This window comes from Streptomyces sp. NPDC041970, assembly GCF_055588985.1.
This window is the reverse complement of the sequence record NZ_JBVJCD010000008.1, coordinates 49,724-65,070: the sequence shown is the minus strand read 5'-3', so window position 1 is coordinate 65,070 and position 15,347 is coordinate 49,724. Positions and strand designations below refer to the sequence as shown.

12 protein-coding genes are annotated in these 15,347 nt (G+C 75.7%); 7 read left to right on the top strand and 5 right to left on the bottom strand.

All coding sequences use genetic code 11. The features are described from left to right. Positions 1-51: 51 nt before the first annotated feature. A complete protein-coding gene (gene tuf, locus ACZ6EJ_RS06795) occupies positions 52-1,227 on the bottom strand; it encodes an elongation factor Tu (RefSeq protein WP_469265064.1) in 1,176 nt (391 codons plus the stop codon). Positions 1,228-1,320: 93 nt separating this feature from the next. Then, positions 1,321-1,476: a hypothetical protein gene (locus ACZ6EJ_RS06790; protein WP_469265063.1), complete on the bottom strand. Its 156-nt coding sequence runs from the start codon at positions 1,474-1,476 to the stop codon at positions 1,321-1,323. 135 nt (positions 1,477-1,611) lie between these two features. Here ACZ6EJ_RS06790 and ACZ6EJ_RS06785 point away from each other — a divergent pair, with 135 nt between their 5' ends. Further along, entirely contained in the window at positions 1,612-2,334 is a 723-nt protein-coding gene (locus ACZ6EJ_RS06785; protein ID WP_469265062.1) for a TVP38/TMEM64 family protein, read from the top strand. Positions 2,335-2,515: 181 nt separating this feature from the next. Continuing rightward, positions 2,516-3,388: an undecaprenyl-diphosphate phosphatase gene (locus tag ACZ6EJ_RS06780; protein WP_469265061.1), complete on the top strand. Its 873-nt coding sequence runs from the start codon at positions 2,516-2,518 to the stop codon at positions 3,386-3,388. Between the two features lie 156 nt (positions 3,389-3,544). Here ACZ6EJ_RS06780 and ACZ6EJ_RS06775 read toward each other — a convergent pair whose 3' ends face one another. After that, positions 3,545-7,855, bottom strand: a complete 4,311-nt coding sequence (locus ACZ6EJ_RS06775) for a molybdopterin-dependent oxidoreductase (RefSeq protein ID WP_469265060.1) — start codon at positions 7,853-7,855, stop codon at positions 3,545-3,547. A 307-nt stretch (positions 7,856-8,162) separates the two neighbouring features. Between ACZ6EJ_RS06775 and ACZ6EJ_RS06770 the strand changes: the two genes are divergently transcribed. From ACZ6EJ_RS06770 to ACZ6EJ_RS06755, 4 genes are read left to right on the top strand one after another with little or no spacing between them, the layout of a single operon-like run. Further along, complete coding sequence (locus ACZ6EJ_RS06770; RefSeq protein WP_469265059.1) at positions 8,163-8,903, top strand: class I SAM-dependent methyltransferase; 741 nt, start codon at positions 8,163-8,165, stop codon at positions 8,901-8,903. Beyond that, positions 8,900-10,003 (top strand): pyridoxal-phosphate dependent enzyme, encoded by a 1,104-nt coding sequence (locus ACZ6EJ_RS06765; protein WP_469265058.1) that lies wholly within the window; start codon positions 8,900-8,902, stop codon positions 10,001-10,003. Before ACZ6EJ_RS06770 ends, ACZ6EJ_RS06765 begins: the two co-directional genes overlap by 4 nt. Then, positions 10,000-11,223: an ATP-grasp domain-containing protein gene (locus tag ACZ6EJ_RS06760; protein ID WP_469265057.1), complete on the top strand. Its 1,224-nt coding sequence runs from the start codon at positions 10,000-10,002 to the stop codon at positions 11,221-11,223. Before ACZ6EJ_RS06765 ends, ACZ6EJ_RS06760 begins: the two co-directional genes overlap by 4 nt. 10 nt (positions 11,224-11,233) lie before the next feature. Continuing rightward, the gene (locus ACZ6EJ_RS06755; protein WP_469265056.1) at positions 11,234-12,448 is read left to right on the top strand and encodes an MFS transporter; all 1,215 of its coding nucleotides are present in this window, start codon (positions 11,234-11,236) and stop codon (positions 12,446-12,448) included. A 49-nt stretch (positions 12,449-12,497) separates the two neighbouring features. Here the strand turns inward: ACZ6EJ_RS06755 and ACZ6EJ_RS06750 are convergent, their stop codons facing one another. Continuing rightward, positions 12,498-13,064, bottom strand: coding sequence for a sigma-70 family RNA polymerase sigma factor (locus ACZ6EJ_RS06750; RefSeq protein WP_469265134.1), 567 nt, complete (start codon positions 13,062-13,064; stop codon positions 12,498-12,500). A gap of 314 nt (positions 13,065-13,378) precedes the next feature. Beyond that, positions 13,379-14,044 carry a hypothetical protein gene (locus tag ACZ6EJ_RS06745; RefSeq protein ID WP_469265055.1) on the bottom strand — a complete coding sequence of 222 codons (666 nt, stop codon included), beginning with the start codon at positions 14,042-14,044 and terminating at the stop codon, positions 13,379-13,381. Positions 14,045-14,301: 257 nt separating this feature from the next. Between ACZ6EJ_RS06745 and ACZ6EJ_RS06740 the strand changes: the two genes are divergently transcribed. Then, entirely contained in the window at positions 14,302-15,345 is a 1,044-nt protein-coding gene (locus tag ACZ6EJ_RS06740) for a ferric reductase-like transmembrane domain-containing protein (RefSeq protein ID WP_469265054.1), read from the top strand. The last annotated feature ends 2 nt before the right edge of the window (positions 15,346-15,347 follow it).

The window sequence follows — 15,347 nt, the reverse complement described above, 5'->3', positions numbered from 1 at the left end:
TGCCGCCCGCCGCCCCCGAGGCCGGGGGCGGCGGGCGGCGGGAGGGGCCCGTCAGAGCAGGGCGGTGACGGTGCCCGCGCCGACGGTGCGGCCGCCCTCGCGGATCGCGAAGCCGAGTCCGGCCTCCAGCGGGACGTCGCGGCCCAGCTCCACGGTCATCTCGACCGTCTCGCCGGGGCGCGCGACGGCCGCCCCGCCGAGGTCGACGTCCCCGACGACGTCCGCCGTGCGGATGTAGAACTGAGGCCGGTAGCCGGTGGCGACCGGGGTGGTCCGGCCGCCCTCCTTCGCGGACAGCACGTACACCCGCGCGGTGAACCGGCGGCTGGGCGCGATGCTGCCGGGGGCCGCCACCACGTGGCCGCGGCGGACCCGGTCGCGCTCCACCCCGCGCAGCAGCAGCGCCACGTTGTCCCCGGCCTCGGCGGACTCCATCGGCTTGCCGAAGGTCTCCAGGCCGGTGACGACGGTCTCGACGTCCGCGCCCAGCACCGCGACCCGGTCGCCGACGCGGACCGTGCCGCGCTCCACCGCGCCGGTGGCGACGGTGCCCCGGCCCGTGATGGTCAGGACGTTCTCGACGGACAGCAGGAACGGCGCGTCGGTGTAGCGCACCGGCGTCGGCACGTACGTGTCGACGGCGTCCAGCAACCCCTCGATCGCGGCCGTCCAGCGCGGGTCGCCCTCCAGCGCCCTGAGCCCGGAGACGCGGACCACGGGCAGGGTGTCGCCGCCGTAGCCGTGCGAGGACAGCAGGTCGCGGACCTCCAGCTCGACCAGGTCGGTCAGCTCCGGGTCGCCCGCGTCGGCCTTGTTGAGGGCGACGACGATGTGGTCGACGCCGACCTGACGGGCGAGCAGGACGTGCTCCGCGGTCTGCGGCATGATCCCGTCGAGCGCGGAGACGACGAGGATCGCCCCGTCGAGCTGCGCCGCTCCGGTGACCATGTTCTTGACGTAGTCGGCGTGGCCGGGCATGTCGACGTGCGCGTAGTGGCGGGTGTCGGTCTCGTACTCGACGTGCGCGAGGTCGATGGTGATGCCGCGCCGGGCCTCCTCGGGGGTCCGGTCGATCCGGTCGAACGCCACGTAGGAGGTGCCGCTTCCGCCGCGCTCGCTGAGCACCTTGGTGATGGCGGCGGTGAGGGTGGTCTTGCCGTGGTCGACGTGGCCCATGGTGCCGATGTTGAGGTGCGGCTTGGTACGGACGTAGGCCGTCTTGGACATGGCTCGTTCCTTCGGGGATCGAAGCTGAGGGAGAAGACCCCAGGGCCCTGCCGACCCTCCCCCTGCGGGGTCCGCCGGACTGTCGGGGGAGGGTCAGCTTCGGGCGCCGCCGAGGAGCGCCGCGGGCGCGGCGAGGGCCGCCGCCGGGGCGGCCGCGCAGCCGGCTTCCGCGGGGAGGACGGCGTTCACGGCAGCCTTCGGCGCGTCCGCGACCGCGGAGTGCGCTGCGAGGAAGGCGTACCGGAACATGCCGGTGATCCTGTCCCGCCGCGGCCCTCCGCGTCGAGCGGTTTTTCTCCCCGCGCCGTCCTCGCGCCGGGCGCGGGGACGGGGTGCGCGACGCGCGTCACGGCGCTCCCCCGCCGATTCGGTTACGCTCCCCGCATGTTCGACCCCGCCCCCGCGGCCCGGCCCACCGGCGGTCCGGCCCTGCGCTGTTCTCGGGCGCTCCTCTCGCCGTGGTCCCGGTTCTCGCTGCTCGTGGCGGTCCTGCTGGGGGCCGCGTCGACGATGCTCTTGTTCGAACCGCAGCGCCTGCTGGCGTCGGGATGGCCGCCCCATCTGACGGGCGGCGCGGCGGCGGCGCTCTTCGGGCTCGCGTACGGGGCGCTGACGGTGGCGTTCGTACCGCGCCCGCTGCTCAACATCGCCGCGGGCGCGCTGTTCGGGGCCCAGGCGGGTCTGGCGGCGGCGCTGGCGGGCACGGTGCTGGGCGCGGGCGTCTCGTTCATGCTGGGGCGGGTGCTGGGCCAGGACGCGCTGCGCACGCTGCTGCGCGGCCGGCTGCTCACCGCCGCGGACGGGGTGCTGAGCCGGCACGGCTTCCGGTCCGTGCTGGCGCTGCGGCTCTTCCCCGGCGTGCCCTTCGCCGCGGCCAACTACTGCGCGGCGACCTCCCGCATGGGCTGTCCGCCCTTCCTCCTGGCCACCGGGCTCGGTTCGATCCCCAACACGGCGGCGTACGTGATCGCGGGCAGCCAGGCCGCGTCGCCGACCTCGCCGGTGTTCCTGGCGGCCGCGGGCTTCATCGTGGTCTCCGCCCTCGGCGGCGCGCTGGTCGCCTGGCGCAAGCGCCACCGGCTGGGCCGCGACGCGTCGGCCGCCTGAGCGGGCGGCGCCGGGGGGCGGACTGCCGGGCGTTCACTTCCAGGCGATACGCTGCCCGCGACCGACAGCGGATCTCGGGGCGCGGCCCCTCCTTCCGATGTCCCTGACCGCACGCACGCCGCCGGCGGACCCACGGGTCCGCGGCTGACGCACGATCACCTTTCGGGATGGCCAAAGCCCCATGAGCTGGTTCGAATCATTCGTCCTGGGACTCGTTCAGGGACTGACCGAGTTCCTGCCGATCTCCTCCAGCGCCCATCTGCGGCTGACGGCCGCGTTCGCCGGCTGGCACGATCCGGGGGCGGCGTTCACCGCGATCTCCCAGATCGGCACGGAGGCGGCGGTGCTCATCTACTTCCGCAAGGACATCGCGCGGATTCTGTCGGCCTGGTTCCGCTCGTTGAAGGACCGCTCGATGCGCGGGGACCACGACGCCCAGATGGGCTGGCTGGTCATCGTGGGCTCGATCCCGATCGGGGTGCTGGGCATCACGCTCAAGGACCAGATCGAGGGACCCTTCCGCGACCTGCGGCTGATCGCGACGACGCTGATCGTCATGGGCATCGTGCTGGGCATCGCCGACCGGCTGGCCGCGCGCGACGAGGCGGGCGGCCGGCACCGCGTGGTCAAGGAGCGCAAGACGCTGCGGGACCTGGGGGTCCGGGACGGCCTGATCTTCGGCTTCTGCCAGGCGATGGCGCTGGTCCCCGGCGTCTCCCGGTCGGGCGCGACGATCAGCGGCGGCCTGCTGATGGGCTACACCCGCGAGGCGGCCGCGCGCTACTCCTTCCTGCTCGCGATCCCCGCCGTGCTCGCCTCGGGCGCGTACGAGCTCAAGGACGCGAACGAGGGGCACGTGTCCTGGGGGCCGACGATCTTCGCGACGGTGGTGGCGTTCGTCGTCGGTTACGCCGTGATCGCGTGGTTCATGAAGTTCATCACCACCAAGAGCTTCATGCCGTTCGTCATCTACCGGATCATTCTCGGCATCGTCCTGTTCGTGCTGATCAGCGCGGGTGTGCTGAGTCCTCACGCGGGCGAGTCGGCGGGCTGACGACGGCCTCGGGGAAAAGGGGCGGTCGCGGGCTCGCCCCGGCCGCTCGTCGTCCGGGGCCACGCGCGTCCGCCCGGTGGAGCGTCCCGTCCGGCCCGGCCCCACCGCCCCGTGCGGTGGGGCCGGGCCGGACGCCTGTGCGGCCGCCCTCGCCGGTCAGTACACGTCGCGCGCGTATCTGCCCTCCGACGCGAGCTGTTTGACGCGGGCGGCGGCGGTCTCGGCGTCCAGGTTCCCGTGCGCCATGGCGATCTCGCGCAGGGCGCGGTCGACGTCCTTGGCCATGCGGGAGGCGTCGCCGCACACGTAGAGGTGGGCGCCCTCGTTCAGCCAGGACCAGAGTTGGGCGCCGTGTTCGCGCATCCGGTCCTGGACGTAGACCTTGGCCCGTTGGTCGCGGGAGAACGCGGTGTCCAGCCGGGTGAGCGTGCCCGAGCGGCGCAGGGCGTCGAGTTCGTCGCGGTAGTAGAAGTCGGTGGCGCGGTGCTGCTCGCCGAAGAAGAGCCAGTTGCCGCCCGAGTCGCCCCGCGCCCGGCGCTCCTCCAGGAAGCCCAGGAACGGGGCGACGCCGGTGCCGGGCCCGACCATGACCATCGCGGTGGCGGGGTCGGCGGGCGGGCGGAAGCGGTCGTTGCGCCGGACGGAGACCGGCACCGGGCTGTCCGGCGCGGCGTCGGCGAGGAACGCGGAGGCGACGCCCTTGCGGGCCCGGCCGCGGCGGCTCTCGTAGCGGATCACGGAGACGGTCAGGCGCAACCGGTGCGGGTCCACGAGGGGGCTGGAGGACAGGGAGTACAGCCGGGGGCGCAGGGGCGCGAGGGCGTCCGCCCAGGTCGTGGCGGCGGCGCGGACAGGGTGTTCGGCGAGGAGGTCGACGGCCTGCCTGCCCCAGGCCCACCGGTCCCGCTCGCCCCGGTTGTCCGGGCGCAGCAGCTTCCTCAGGGTCCGGTCCCCCGTGCGCTCGGCGACCAGCCGCATCAGGTCCGGGGTGATGCGGGCGATGTCGAGGTGGCGGTGCAGGGCCTCGCCGAGCGCGACCGGGCCGTGGCCGGGGACGTCCACCTCCTCGGCGGGGTCGAGACCGGTGACGGCGAGCCATTCGGCCACCAGGTCGGGGCAGTTGCGCGGCTGCACCGCGAGGGCGTCGCCCGCCGCGTACACGAGGGGCCTCTCCGCGTGCCGGGTGTCGAGGGTGAGCGCGCGGACCTCCTTCGTCGCGCCGCCCAGGCTCAGCAGCCGGTTCCCGGTGAGCAGCGCGGTGACGGGGGCCGGGGCGGTGGGGGGAGCGGGGGGCGTGGGGGCGTTGGTGCGGAAGGGGGTGGCGAGGGCTCGCGCCCCGTCGCCCCGCTCCTGGTCCGTCGGCGTCTCGCGTGCGGCGCGGACCTCCTTGAGCCACTGTTCGGCGCTCTGCTCGTACTCCGGTTCGCAGTCGGTACGCGGGACGAGCCGCCGCGCGCCCAGTTCGGCGAGGCGCTCGTCCAGGCGGCGGCCGTGGCCGCAGAAGTCGTCGTACGAGGAGTCGCCGAGCGCGAGGACGGCGTGGCGGACGCCGTCCAGGCGGGGGGCTTCGGGGGCGTTCAGCGCCTCCCAGAAGGCGGCGCCGTTGTCGGGGGCGTCGCCGTCGCCGAACGTGCTGGTGACCACGAGCAGGTCGGCCGGGCGCGGCAGCGCCTCCGGTGACGTCTCGTCCATGGCGAGGAGGGTGGCGCGGTGGCCCTCGGCGGTCAGCGTGCGCGCGGCCGAGGCGGCGGCCTCCTCGGCGTTGCCGGTCTGCGAGGCCCACAGCACCACGACCGGGCGGTCCGGCGCGTCCGCCCCCTGGCCGGGCGAGGGTGCGGGGGCCGGCGGTGGCGGGGTCCGGTCTGCGGGGAGCCGGGAGTAGGCGCCCGCGAGCACCCCGTTGACCCACAGGGCGTGGTCCGGGGCGAAGGGGGCGTGGTCCGGCAGGACCGGCGTGCCGACCGGGCGGGCGTCGAGGGCGGCGAGGAATCCGGCCAGGTAGCGGCGTTCCGGTCCGGTGAGGACGGGCGCGGCGGTGTCCCCGAGCCCGAAGGCGGCGCTGAGCGCGGACCGCCTCGCCTCCTGGCCTCCACCGACGGGCGCGGCGGTGTCCCCGAGCCCGAAGGCGGCGCTGAGCGCGGACCGCCTCGCCTCCTGGCCTCCACCGACGGGCGCGGCGGCGTCCGCGAGCCCGAAGGCGGCGCTGAGCGCGGACCGCCTCGCCTCCTGGCCACCGGCCGCCGGGAGGGCGGGGGCGAGCACCGGTGCGGCCGTCTTCGTCAGCCGCACCGCGCACACCTTCAGCTCCGGCTGGAAGGAGATCGGGTCGACCGCGTCGTTGGTGACGGCGTTCACGCTCAGGTCTGCGCCGAAGAGGTCGTTCCAGTGGAACGGGGCGAAGCACTCCCCCTGGCGCACCCGGTCGGTGATCCGGGCCGGGAGCACGGCGCGGCCGCGCCGGGAGGCGATCTCCACGCCGTCCCCCTCCGCGAGCGCCAGGGCGGCGGCGTCCTCCGGGTGGATCTCGACGAACGGGCCGGGGTCCAGGCGGTTCAACCGGTCGACCTTGGCGGTCTTGGTCAGGGTGTGCCACTGGTGCTGGAGCCGCCCGGTGTTGAGGACGAACGGGTGGTCGGCGTCGGGCATCTCGGCGGGCGGCAGGTGCGGGCGGGCGTGGAAGACGGCGCGGCCGCCGGGCGTGGGGAAGGCGAGCTTGGGCACGGTGCCGTCGGGCCGTACGGCCAGGTGCTGGCTGACGCCGTCGTTGACGTAGCGCACGGGGTTGCGGGCGGGGCCGTCGGCGGCGGCGCTGGGCCACTGCACGGGCGTCCCGCGCAGCCGCTCGTACGTCACGCCGCGCAGGTCGTAGCCGGTGCGGGGGTTCCACGCGCGGGTGATCTCCTCGAAGACCTCCTCGGCGCTCGTGTAGGCGAAGGCGTCCTCGTACCCCAGAGCGCGGGCGACGGCGGCGATGATCCGCCAGTCCGGCCACGCCTCGCCCGGCGGGTCGATGGCGCGGCGGGAGAGGGTGAGGGTGCGCTCCGAGTTGACCATCACGCCCTCGGACTCGGCCCAGAGCGCCGCGGGCAGCACGATGTCGGCGTGGGCGTTGGTCTCGGTCCGCGCGAACACGTCCTGGGTGATGACGAGTTCGGCGGTCTCCAGGGCCTCGACGACGGTGTCGCGGTTGGCGACGGAGGCGACCGGGTTGGTGCAGATGATCCAGCAGGCCTTGATCTCCCCCCGTGCCATCCGCCGGAACATGTCGACGGTGCCGCCGCCCGCCGCGTCCGCGCGCAGCGTCCCGCGCGGCAGCCCCCACAGGTCCTCGACGAAGGCGCGGTCCTCCTCGACTAGCGCCGACCGCTGGCCGGGCAGGCCCGGTCCCATGTAGCCCATCTCGCGCCCGCCCATGGCGTTGGGCTGGCCGGTGAGCGAGAACGGTCCGGCGCCGGGTCGGCACAGGGCGCCGGTCGCCAGGTGCAGGTTGACGACGGCGTTGGTGTTCCAGGTGCCGTGGGTGCTCTGGTTGAGGCCCATCGTCCAGCAGCTCATCCACGCGCCGGCCTCGCCGATCCAGCGGGCCGCCCGCCGGATGTCGTCCTCGGGGATGCCGGTGGTCTCCGCGACGGCGGCGGGCGGGTAGTCGCGGAGGAAGGCGGGCATCCGCTCCCACCCCTCGGTGTGCTCGGCGATGAACTCCGGGTCGGTGTGCCCGTTCTCGACGAGGAGGTGGAGCAGCCCGTTGAGGAGGGCGAGGTCGGTGCCGGGCCGGATGCGGAGGTGGAGGTCGGCCTTGGCGGCGGTGGCGTTGCGGCGGGGGTCGACGACGATCAGCTTGGCGCCGGCCTTCACCCGCTCCATCATGCGCAGGAAGAGGATCGGGTGGCAGTCGGCCATGTTGGCGCCGGTGACGAGGAAGACGTCGGCGTGGGCGAAGTCCTCGTAGGAGCCGGGCGGGCCGTCCGCGCCGAGGGACAGCTTGTAGCCGTCGGCCGCGCTCGCCATGCAGAGGCGGGAGTTGGACTCGACGGCGGTGGTGCGGATGAATCCCTTGGCCAGCTTGTTGGCGAGGTACTGGGCCTCCAGCGTCATCTGCCCGGAGACGTAGAACGCCACCGCGTCCGGCCCGTGGGCGTCGATCACGGCCCGCAGCCGGCGGGCGGTCTCGGCGATGGCCGCGTCCCTGCCGGTCGGGGCGGGCCGCTCGCCGCGCGCCGCCCGGACCAGGGCGGTCTCCAGCCGTCCCGGCGCGGCGAGGAGGTCCGCGCCGGTCGCGCCCTTGGTGCACAGCCGGCCGGCGTTGGCCGGGTGCCGCTTGTCGCCGGATGCCTTCACCACGCTGCGGCGGCCGGTGCGGTCGGTGGCGACGTCCAGGACGATCCCGCAGCCGACGCCGCAGTACGAGCAGACGGTGCGCACCCGGTCGGCGGCGGGAGCGTCCGGCGGCGGTGTCGGCACGGTCATGGGCGGGGCCTTTCGCGGGGCGGGCGGCGCCGGGAAGCCGCCCGGGGCGGTCGTCCGCGCCCCTCGCGGAAGGCGGGGGCGGGGCCGGCGCTCCCGAATGTAGGAAGGCCCGGTTACCCGGCGATGTCACCGGGCGGACGGGGCCGGTTACGTCGGCTGCACAGCGTCCCGCCGGAGCCGGTGAGGCGCGCGGGAACTTCCCGGCTCGGCCGGCCGACTACTGGAGCGGCGCCGGGTCGACAGGCACGTCCCGGCCGATCCGCACGCGAGGCCCCGGTACCGCCGGGCCGGGAGGAGGCCGCGAGGCATGAACTGGTACGAGGACGACGCGCTCTGGTCCGATTTCGCCCCGACGATGTTCCCGCAGGCACGGGTCGAGTCCGCCGCCGCCCTGGTCGCCTCATCGCCCCTGCTGGACTTCCCACCGGGGTCACGGGTGCTCGACCTGTGCTGCGGGCCGGGCCTGTTCCTGGTGCCGCTGGCCGCGCGGGGGTACGAGGTGACGGGCGTCGACCTGTCACCCACCATGCTCGACGCGGCCCGTGCCGCCTGCGCGGCGGCGGGCGCGGACGTGCGGCTGGAGCGGGCGGACATGCTCACGTACACCGAGCCGAAGGCGTACGACGCGGTGCTGAACGTGTTCACGTCGTTCGGCTACTTCGACGACGCGCAGGACAACCTCCAGGTGCTCCGCAACGCCCACGACAGCCTCGCGCCGGGCGGCCGCCTGCTGGTGGACGTGATGGGCAAGGAGGTGCTGGCGGGGTGGATCGGACGGCCCAAGGCGGTGGACCTGCCGGACGGCTCGTACGTCCTCCAGCGCGACACCGTCCTCGACAGTTGGCGGCGGCTGCGCACGGACTGGACCCTGGTGCGCGGCACGTCGGCCCGTACGGCGTCCATCACCTCCTGGCTCTACTCGGCGGCCGAGCTGCACGCGCTGTTCGAGAGCGCGGGCTTCACCGACGTGGAGTGCTTCGGCGGGTTCGACGGGTCCGGCTACGACCAGCACTCGGACCGGCTCATCGTCCGAGGGCGGCGCGCGTGAGGGCCGGGGCGGACGCCGGGGCGCGCCGCGCCGCCGCGACGGTCCACGAGCACATCACGGACGCCGTGAAGACCCCGGACCTGATCCGGCTGAGCGGCGACGTCGTCCTCGCCCGCTTCGAGACGATGAAGGTGTACGCGGCGCTCGGGGCGGTCCGCTCGCTGCTGCGGCGGGGCCGGATCGCCCCCGGCCAGACCCTGGTCGACAGCTCCAGCGGGATCTACGCCCTGGCGCTCGCCATGGCCTGCCACCGCTACGGGCTGCGCTGCCACATCGTGGCGTCCACCACCGTGGACGCCACGATGCGGGCGCAGTTGGAGATACTCGGCGCGACGGTGGACGCGATGCCGCCGTCGACGAGCCTGCGCCTGGACCAGGAGCTGCGGGTGCGCCATGTGCGGCGGCTGCTGGCGGAGCGGCCCGACTTCCACTGGATGCGGCAGTACCACGACGCGGTCCACCACGAGGGCTACCGGGAGTTCGCCGACCTGCTCGCCGCCACGCTGCCCGAGGGGCCGCTGACCGTGGTGGGCGCGGTGGGCACCGGCGCGTCCAGCGGCGGGCTGGCGCGCGCCCTGCGCGCGTCGGGGCGGTCGGTGCGGCTGGTGGGCGTCCAGCCGTTCGGCAGCGTGACCTTCGGCAGCGAGCAGTTCAGCGACCCGGAGGCGATCATCGCGGGGATCGGCAGCTCCATCCCCTTCGGGAACGTCCACCACGAGCTGTACGACACCGTCCACTGGATGGACTTCCGCCACGCGATGGCCGGTGCGGTCGGACTGCTGCGGGAGCACGCGGTGTTCGCCGGGCTGTCCACCGGCGCCGCCCATCTGGCGGCCTCCTGGGAAGCGGCCAGCGACCCCGGACGGCTGCATGTGGTGCTGGGCGCGGACACCGGGCACCGGTACGCGGAGCGGGTGTTCGCCCGGCACGCGGAGGCCCTGGACCCGGCCGGGCTGCGGCCCCGCGCCATCGCCTCGCTCGACGCCCTGCGGCCGCCGTGGTCGGTGATGGAGTGGGGCCGACGCGCCGCCCCGCGGGCCGCCCGGCACGCCGCTCAGGACTCCCCCTCGCCCGTACCGACCGCGGAGCTGCTGCCATGACGATCGCCGCACTGGAGTCCCTGTCCTTCGGCCTGGGCCGGATGGCCGAGGCCGCCGCCGGGGCGGGGCACCGGCTGTGCCTGCTGACCGGCGACCGCTCGGTCTACCGCCACGAGCTGGCGACGCTGCCGCCGGACGCGCTGGCCGTCGTCGACGTCGACACCCGCGACGAGGACGCCGTGCGCCGGGCGCTGGCCGCCGTGCCGGAGCTGGCCGGGCTGATCAACACGACGGACACCTGGGGCGTGGCGGCCGCCTCGCTGGCCGCCGAGTTCGGGCTTCCGGGTCCCGCGCCGGAGGCCGTGCGGCTGCTGCGGGACAAGCGCCGGGTACGGGAGGCGCTGCACGCGCACGGGCACAGCCGGAGCACGGCGGTGGCCGTGCCGCCGGGTCCCGAGGGCGCCGGGGAGGTGGTGCGGGCGGTGGGGCTGCCCGCGGTGCTCAAGGACTCGGCGGGCACCTCCTCGCGCCATGTGTGGATCGCGCACGACGAGGAGGCGCTGCACGGGGTGCTGGCGGAGGCCGCGGAGCAGCGTCTGACGGGCACGCTGTTCGCGGAGGCGTTCCTGGCCGGGCCGCTGTACAGCGCGGAGACCCTGAGCTGGGACGGGACGACCCGGCTGCTCGGGGTGCTGAGCCGTCAGACGTCGCGGTCGGCGGTGGTGCGGGAGGAGGCGGCGGCCTTTCCGGTGGCCCTGCCGGACGAGGACCGGGCCGGGATCGAGGAGTGGGTGGGCCCGGTCCTGGAGTGCGCCGGGCACCGCCGGGGCTTCGCCCACGTGGAGTTCGTCCTGACGGCCGACGGTCCGGAGCTGGTGGAGATCAACCGCCGGATCGGCGGCGCGCTGGTCGGCGAGGTGCTCTGCCGCACCCTTCGGACCAACGTGTACACGGCGATGATGGACGAGGCGCTGGGCCGGCGGCCCGCGCTGCTGGACGCCCCGCTGGATGCCGCCGGGCCCGCGTACGGTTTCGTGCTGGTGTACGCGGACCGGCCCGGCGTGCTGAAGGGCTGGCTCGGACTCGACGAACTCGCCGCCTTCCCCGGCCCGGTGGAGTGGTTCCCCACCCGAGACCCCGGCGAGACCGTGGCCCATGTGAACGATCAGCGGGGGTGCACGGGGATCGTGCTGGCCGGGGCCCGGACCGCCGAGCTGGCCCAGCACCGCGCGTGGAGCGCCGCCGTCCGGGTCCGGCCGGTCGTCGCCCCGGCGCCGTGAGCCCGGAGAGGTGAGAGCACGGCCGGCGGCCGGGGCGGGGCGCGGGCGGACGGCGCATCCCGCGTTCACCGGGGCCCAGCGCTTCCTGCTGGCGGGGTCGTTCCTGATCACGCTGGGCAGCTTCGCCGTGCTGCCCTACGTGTCGGTGCTGCTGCACCGGCGGCTCGGCCTCGGGCTGGGCACGGTCGGCGTCGTGCTGGCCGTCGCCTCGCTGATCCAGTTCGCCGGGGGCGTGGTCGCGGGGCCGGTGACCGGGCGGATCGGGCTGCGGCGTTCGATGCTGCTGGCGCTGGCCCTGCGCACGGCGGGGTTCGCCGCGTTCGTGCCCGGCCTGGCCGACCCCGTGCTCGCCGTGGGGGCGCTGCTGCTGGTGTCGGCGGGCGCGGCGCTGTACCTCCCGGCGAACAAGGCGTACCTGGTGGACGGGGCGTCGCGGGCGGAGCGGCCCCGGCTGCTGTCGGCGAGCGGTTCGGCGTTCAACGCGGGGATGGCGCTGGGCCCGCCGGTCGCCGCGCCCCTGGTCATGGGCTCGCCCGGCACGCTGTTCGCGTGCGTCACCGCGCTGTTCGCGCTCGTCGGAGCCGGGCACGCGCTGCTGCCGCCGGGCGCGGGGCACCGGTCCCCCGCCGCGCCCGCTCCCGACCCGGTCCGCGGGCCCGCCGAGCAGCGCTCCGGCCCCTCGCCGTTCCTGGTCACCGTGGCGAGCGTGTACGCCTTCATGTTCTTCCAGCACTATCTGGCGCTGTACGCGGTCCCCCGGACCTCGGCGGCCTTCTACGGGGTCGTTCTGGCGGGGTACGCGGCCCTGCTCGTCGTCGCGCAGCCGTTGCTCGCGGAGTGGGTCGCCGCGCTGGGCTACCCGCGCGCGCTGCGGTGGGGGTTCGGCGCGATGGCGGCGGGCATGGCGGCGATCGGCGTCGGCGGGCACGCGGGGATCGCGGTGGGCGGGGCGCTGCTGTGCCTGGGCGAGGTCGTGCTCTTCCTGAGGAACGACCTGGAGGCGCTGGCCCGTTCGGCGGCTCCGGCGGCCGCCGTGTTCGGGCGCCAGCGGTTGGCGGCGGGCATCGGCGCGTTCGCCAGCGGGGTGGTGGGCGGCCAGTTGTACGGGGCGGCGGAGGCGGCGGGCTCGGCGCGGGCGTTCTGGGCGGCGGTCTGCCTCCAGTGCCTGCTGCTGCCGGCGCTGCTGCTCCACCGCCGTACCGGTCGGGGCCGCGGGCCCGCCTGAGAACGCGCGTCCGGGCCGGACCCGGCGGGCCCGGCCCGGACGCGCTCGCTCACCGCCGCGCGGCCGACTCCGTCGGCGGTGCGGCGTCGGCCGGTTCCGTACGCCACTGGCCGGCCAGGTCGCGGCGGGCGCGCGCCACGCGCGAGCGCACCGTGCCGATGGGGCACCCGGCGAGCGCCGCCGCCTCCTCGTAGGAGACGCCCAGCAGTTGGGTGAGGACGAAGGCCTGGCGGCGCGCCGGGTCCAGCCGCCGCAGGGCGTCCAGCACCGCGACGGACTCCTCGAAGCCGGGCAGGTGGCGGGGTTGGGCGCGTTCCGCCGCGCTCTGCCAGTCCGCGGTGTCGGCGGTCCGGGGGCGCACGGCGGCGGTGCGGTGCCGGTCGATGACGACGCGCCGGGCGATGGACATCAGCCAGGTCCGGGCGCAGGAGCGTCCCGCGAACCGGGCCAGCCCGCCCAGCGCCCGCAGGTAGGTCTCCTGGGCCAGGTCGTCGGCGCCGGGCACGTCGGCGCTGAGGTAGGCGACGAACCTGCGGACGTCCTCGTAGGTCGCCCGGACGAAGCGCTCGGCGGCCTCGCGGTCGCCGCCGCCCGCGGCCAGGGCCCAGTCGGTGATCTGCCCGTCGTTCTGCCGGACGAAGGGGGTGCGGGGCCCTGGCGGACCGGCGGCGCCCGCCCGGTGTGCCGGCGGCCGGGTGAGCGGGGCGGGGCCGGAGGGCCCGGCGGCGGGCGGCGCGGGGGCCGGGGGCTCGGGAGCGAGTAAGGCGGGGGCGGGACGTATCACAGCGGTCCTTCGCGTCGTCGCGGAGCGCACGGCTCCGACGGCCGGTCCCCGAGCGCATCGGGGAAGCGGCCATGCCTGTCACGGGTGGGCGCGGGCGCGCACACCCGTACCGCCTCCGGGGCGCGGCGGCCGGGAGGCGGGCGGGGTCAGGGAAGACGGAGGAGGCGGGGCGGTCCGCGCCGCGAGATCGCGTGCAGGGCGAGCAGGTCCTGGGGGCGCCGACCGGGTCTGCGGCGGGCGCGTCGCCGGGCGGGCGGCAGCGGGGCGGGCGGCGTCGCCGCCCACAGGCGGCGGGCCGTCGCGAGCGGCGCCGCCACGAACAGGGCCAGGCAGCGCCCGAGCCGGGCGAGGGCCACCTCGCCGCGCCACAGCCACCAGCCGCAGACCAGGCCGGCCAGCGCGTGGGCGGCGGCCATGCCCGCGGTGAACGCCGAGCCGTCGAAGGCCGCCAGGAGGTCAGCCGGTCCGAGGGAGCCGCCGGGCGGCGCCTGGTGGGCGAAGTGGCCCATCGCACCGCGCGCCCCGCCCGGCGGATGCGCTCCCCGCCCAGGCGTCGTGCAGGCGACGGCGACGGAGAAGAAGGCGTGCAGCCCCACCTGGCCGAGCCCGTGGGCCGCGACGGTCGCCGCAGCGCTCCGCTCGCGTGCCGCCAGCCGCCATCCCGCGCCGAACACCGCCGGCAGGGCCGCGGCCTGGACGAGGAGCGGCAGGGGAGCATCGGACATCAGCGCGTGGCCGAGCCCGGACACGGCGACGCACACCAACGCGAACAGTGCGGTGCGGCCGAGTCGGAGTGCGGTTCCGGCTCCCATGGCCGCCATGGTGCCAGTCCCACCCACCCCCGCGAGAAGACCACCGGTCGCCGGAACAGTCGCAGTTCGCTCGTTTGCCCCCGATACGTCAGGTCGTGATTCACATCACACGAACCTGCCGGGAACTTCTCCCGTCCCGCGCCCGACTGCTCTGACAACGCGCCCGCCCACGCCCCGTGGCCGGGCCGCCCTGTCCACCCCCGCCGGCCCGCGCCCCACCCGCCCCACCAGCCGACGCCCGCCCCGAAGAAGGCCGCATGACGAATCCGCCCCCCGCCCCCGAACCGGCAGCGGCCGCCGAGGCGTCCGGGACCACCGCCCCGCCCCGCCCCGCGACCGCGGCGCCGGCGGCCGACCCGCTCCCCGGCCCCCGGCAGCCGGGACGGCAGGCGCGGCCCACCCTCCGCTCCGACCTGCGCGCCTCCTGGCCCGACGGGCTGGTGGCGCTCCTGATCACCGCGGCGGTCTTCGCCCTGCTGTACGTGCGCATCCGGAACAAGACCTCCTCCACGGTCACCGTGATGCCGTTCATGGCGGACGCGGGCGGCTTCTGGCTCTACTTCCTCAGCCAGGCGTTCGGCTGGTCCGCGCTGCTGTGGGCCTGGGGCACGGTCGTCCTCGGGCTCATGCTGTCCGGGCCCCGCCCGGCCCGCCTCCCGCTGTCCGGACCCCGGCTGGAGCGCCTGCACCGCACCACGAGCCTCAACACCATCGCGCTCATCGCGGCCCACGCCCTGCTGTTCGGCGCCGAGCTGGTCCGGCACGACACCGCCTCCTGGAACTCGGCCCTCGCCACCGCCTTCGTCGAGGTCTTCGTCCCCGGCGGCTACGACTCGGGGACCGGGCGGATAGCCATCCCCGTCGGCCAGGCCGCCCTCTACCTGGCCATCCCGCTCGGCCTGCTCTTCTACGTGCGCCACCGCATCGGCCCCCACACCTGGCGCGTACTGCACCGCTGCGTGATCGCCGTGTACGTCCTGAGCGTCTGGCACACCCTGCTGTACGGGACGAACGTCTGGTACGACGGCTGGTTCCGCACCAGCGTCTGGCTGCTCCAGCTCCCGATCGCCGCGCTGCTGCTCCTGCGGCTGCTGCGGCCCGCCCGCCGCTCCGAGAAGCTGCCCGCCCGACCGGACGCCACCGCGCGGGCGCGCACGGCCTGGGCGCTGCGGCTCGGCGGCCGGCTCGCGGTCCTCGGGGTCGTGGCGGCCCTGGTCGTGGTGGTGGCCGGCGGACACGACGGCGGGCGCAGTCTCCCTCCGGAGGACACCTCCTCCACGCACGAGCACGACCACGACTGACA

What these genes read in the sequence shown, in the direction of transcription:
- ACZ6EJ_RS06780 (WP_469265061.1), top strand. Translation starts at nt 2,516, where the DNA reads ATGAGCTGGTTCGAATCATTCGTCCTGGGACTCGTTCAGGGACTGACC.
- ACZ6EJ_RS06770 (WP_469265059.1), top strand. Translation starts at nt 8,163, where the DNA reads ATGAACTGGTACGAGGACGACGCGCTCTGGTCCGATTTCGCCCCGACG.
- ACZ6EJ_RS06740 (WP_469265054.1), top strand. Translation starts at nt 14,302, where the DNA reads ATGACGAATCCGCCCCCCGCCCCCGAACCGGCAGCGGCCGCCGAGGCG.
- ACZ6EJ_RS06760 (WP_469265057.1), top strand. Translation starts at nt 10,000, where the DNA reads ATGACGATCGCCGCACTGGAGTCCCTGTCCTTCGGCCTGGGCCGGATG.
- tuf (WP_469265064.1), bottom strand. Translation starts at nt 1,227, where the DNA reads ATGTCCAAGACGGCCTACGTCCGTACCAAGCCGCACCTCAACATCGGC.
- ACZ6EJ_RS06785 (WP_469265062.1), top strand. Translation starts at nt 1,612, where the DNA reads ATGTTCGACCCCGCCCCCGCGGCCCGGCCCACCGGCGGTCCGGCCCTG.
- ACZ6EJ_RS06775 (WP_469265060.1), bottom strand. Translation starts at nt 7,855, where the DNA reads ATGACCGTGCCGACACCGCCGCCGGACGCTCCCGCCGCCGACCGGGTG.
- ACZ6EJ_RS06745 (WP_469265055.1), bottom strand. Translation starts at nt 14,044, where the DNA reads ATGGGAGCCGGAACCGCACTCCGACTCGGCCGCACCGCACTGTTCGCG.
- ACZ6EJ_RS06790 (WP_469265063.1), bottom strand. Translation starts at nt 1,476, where the DNA reads ATGTTCCGGTACGCCTTCCTCGCAGCGCACTCCGCGGTCGCGGACGCG.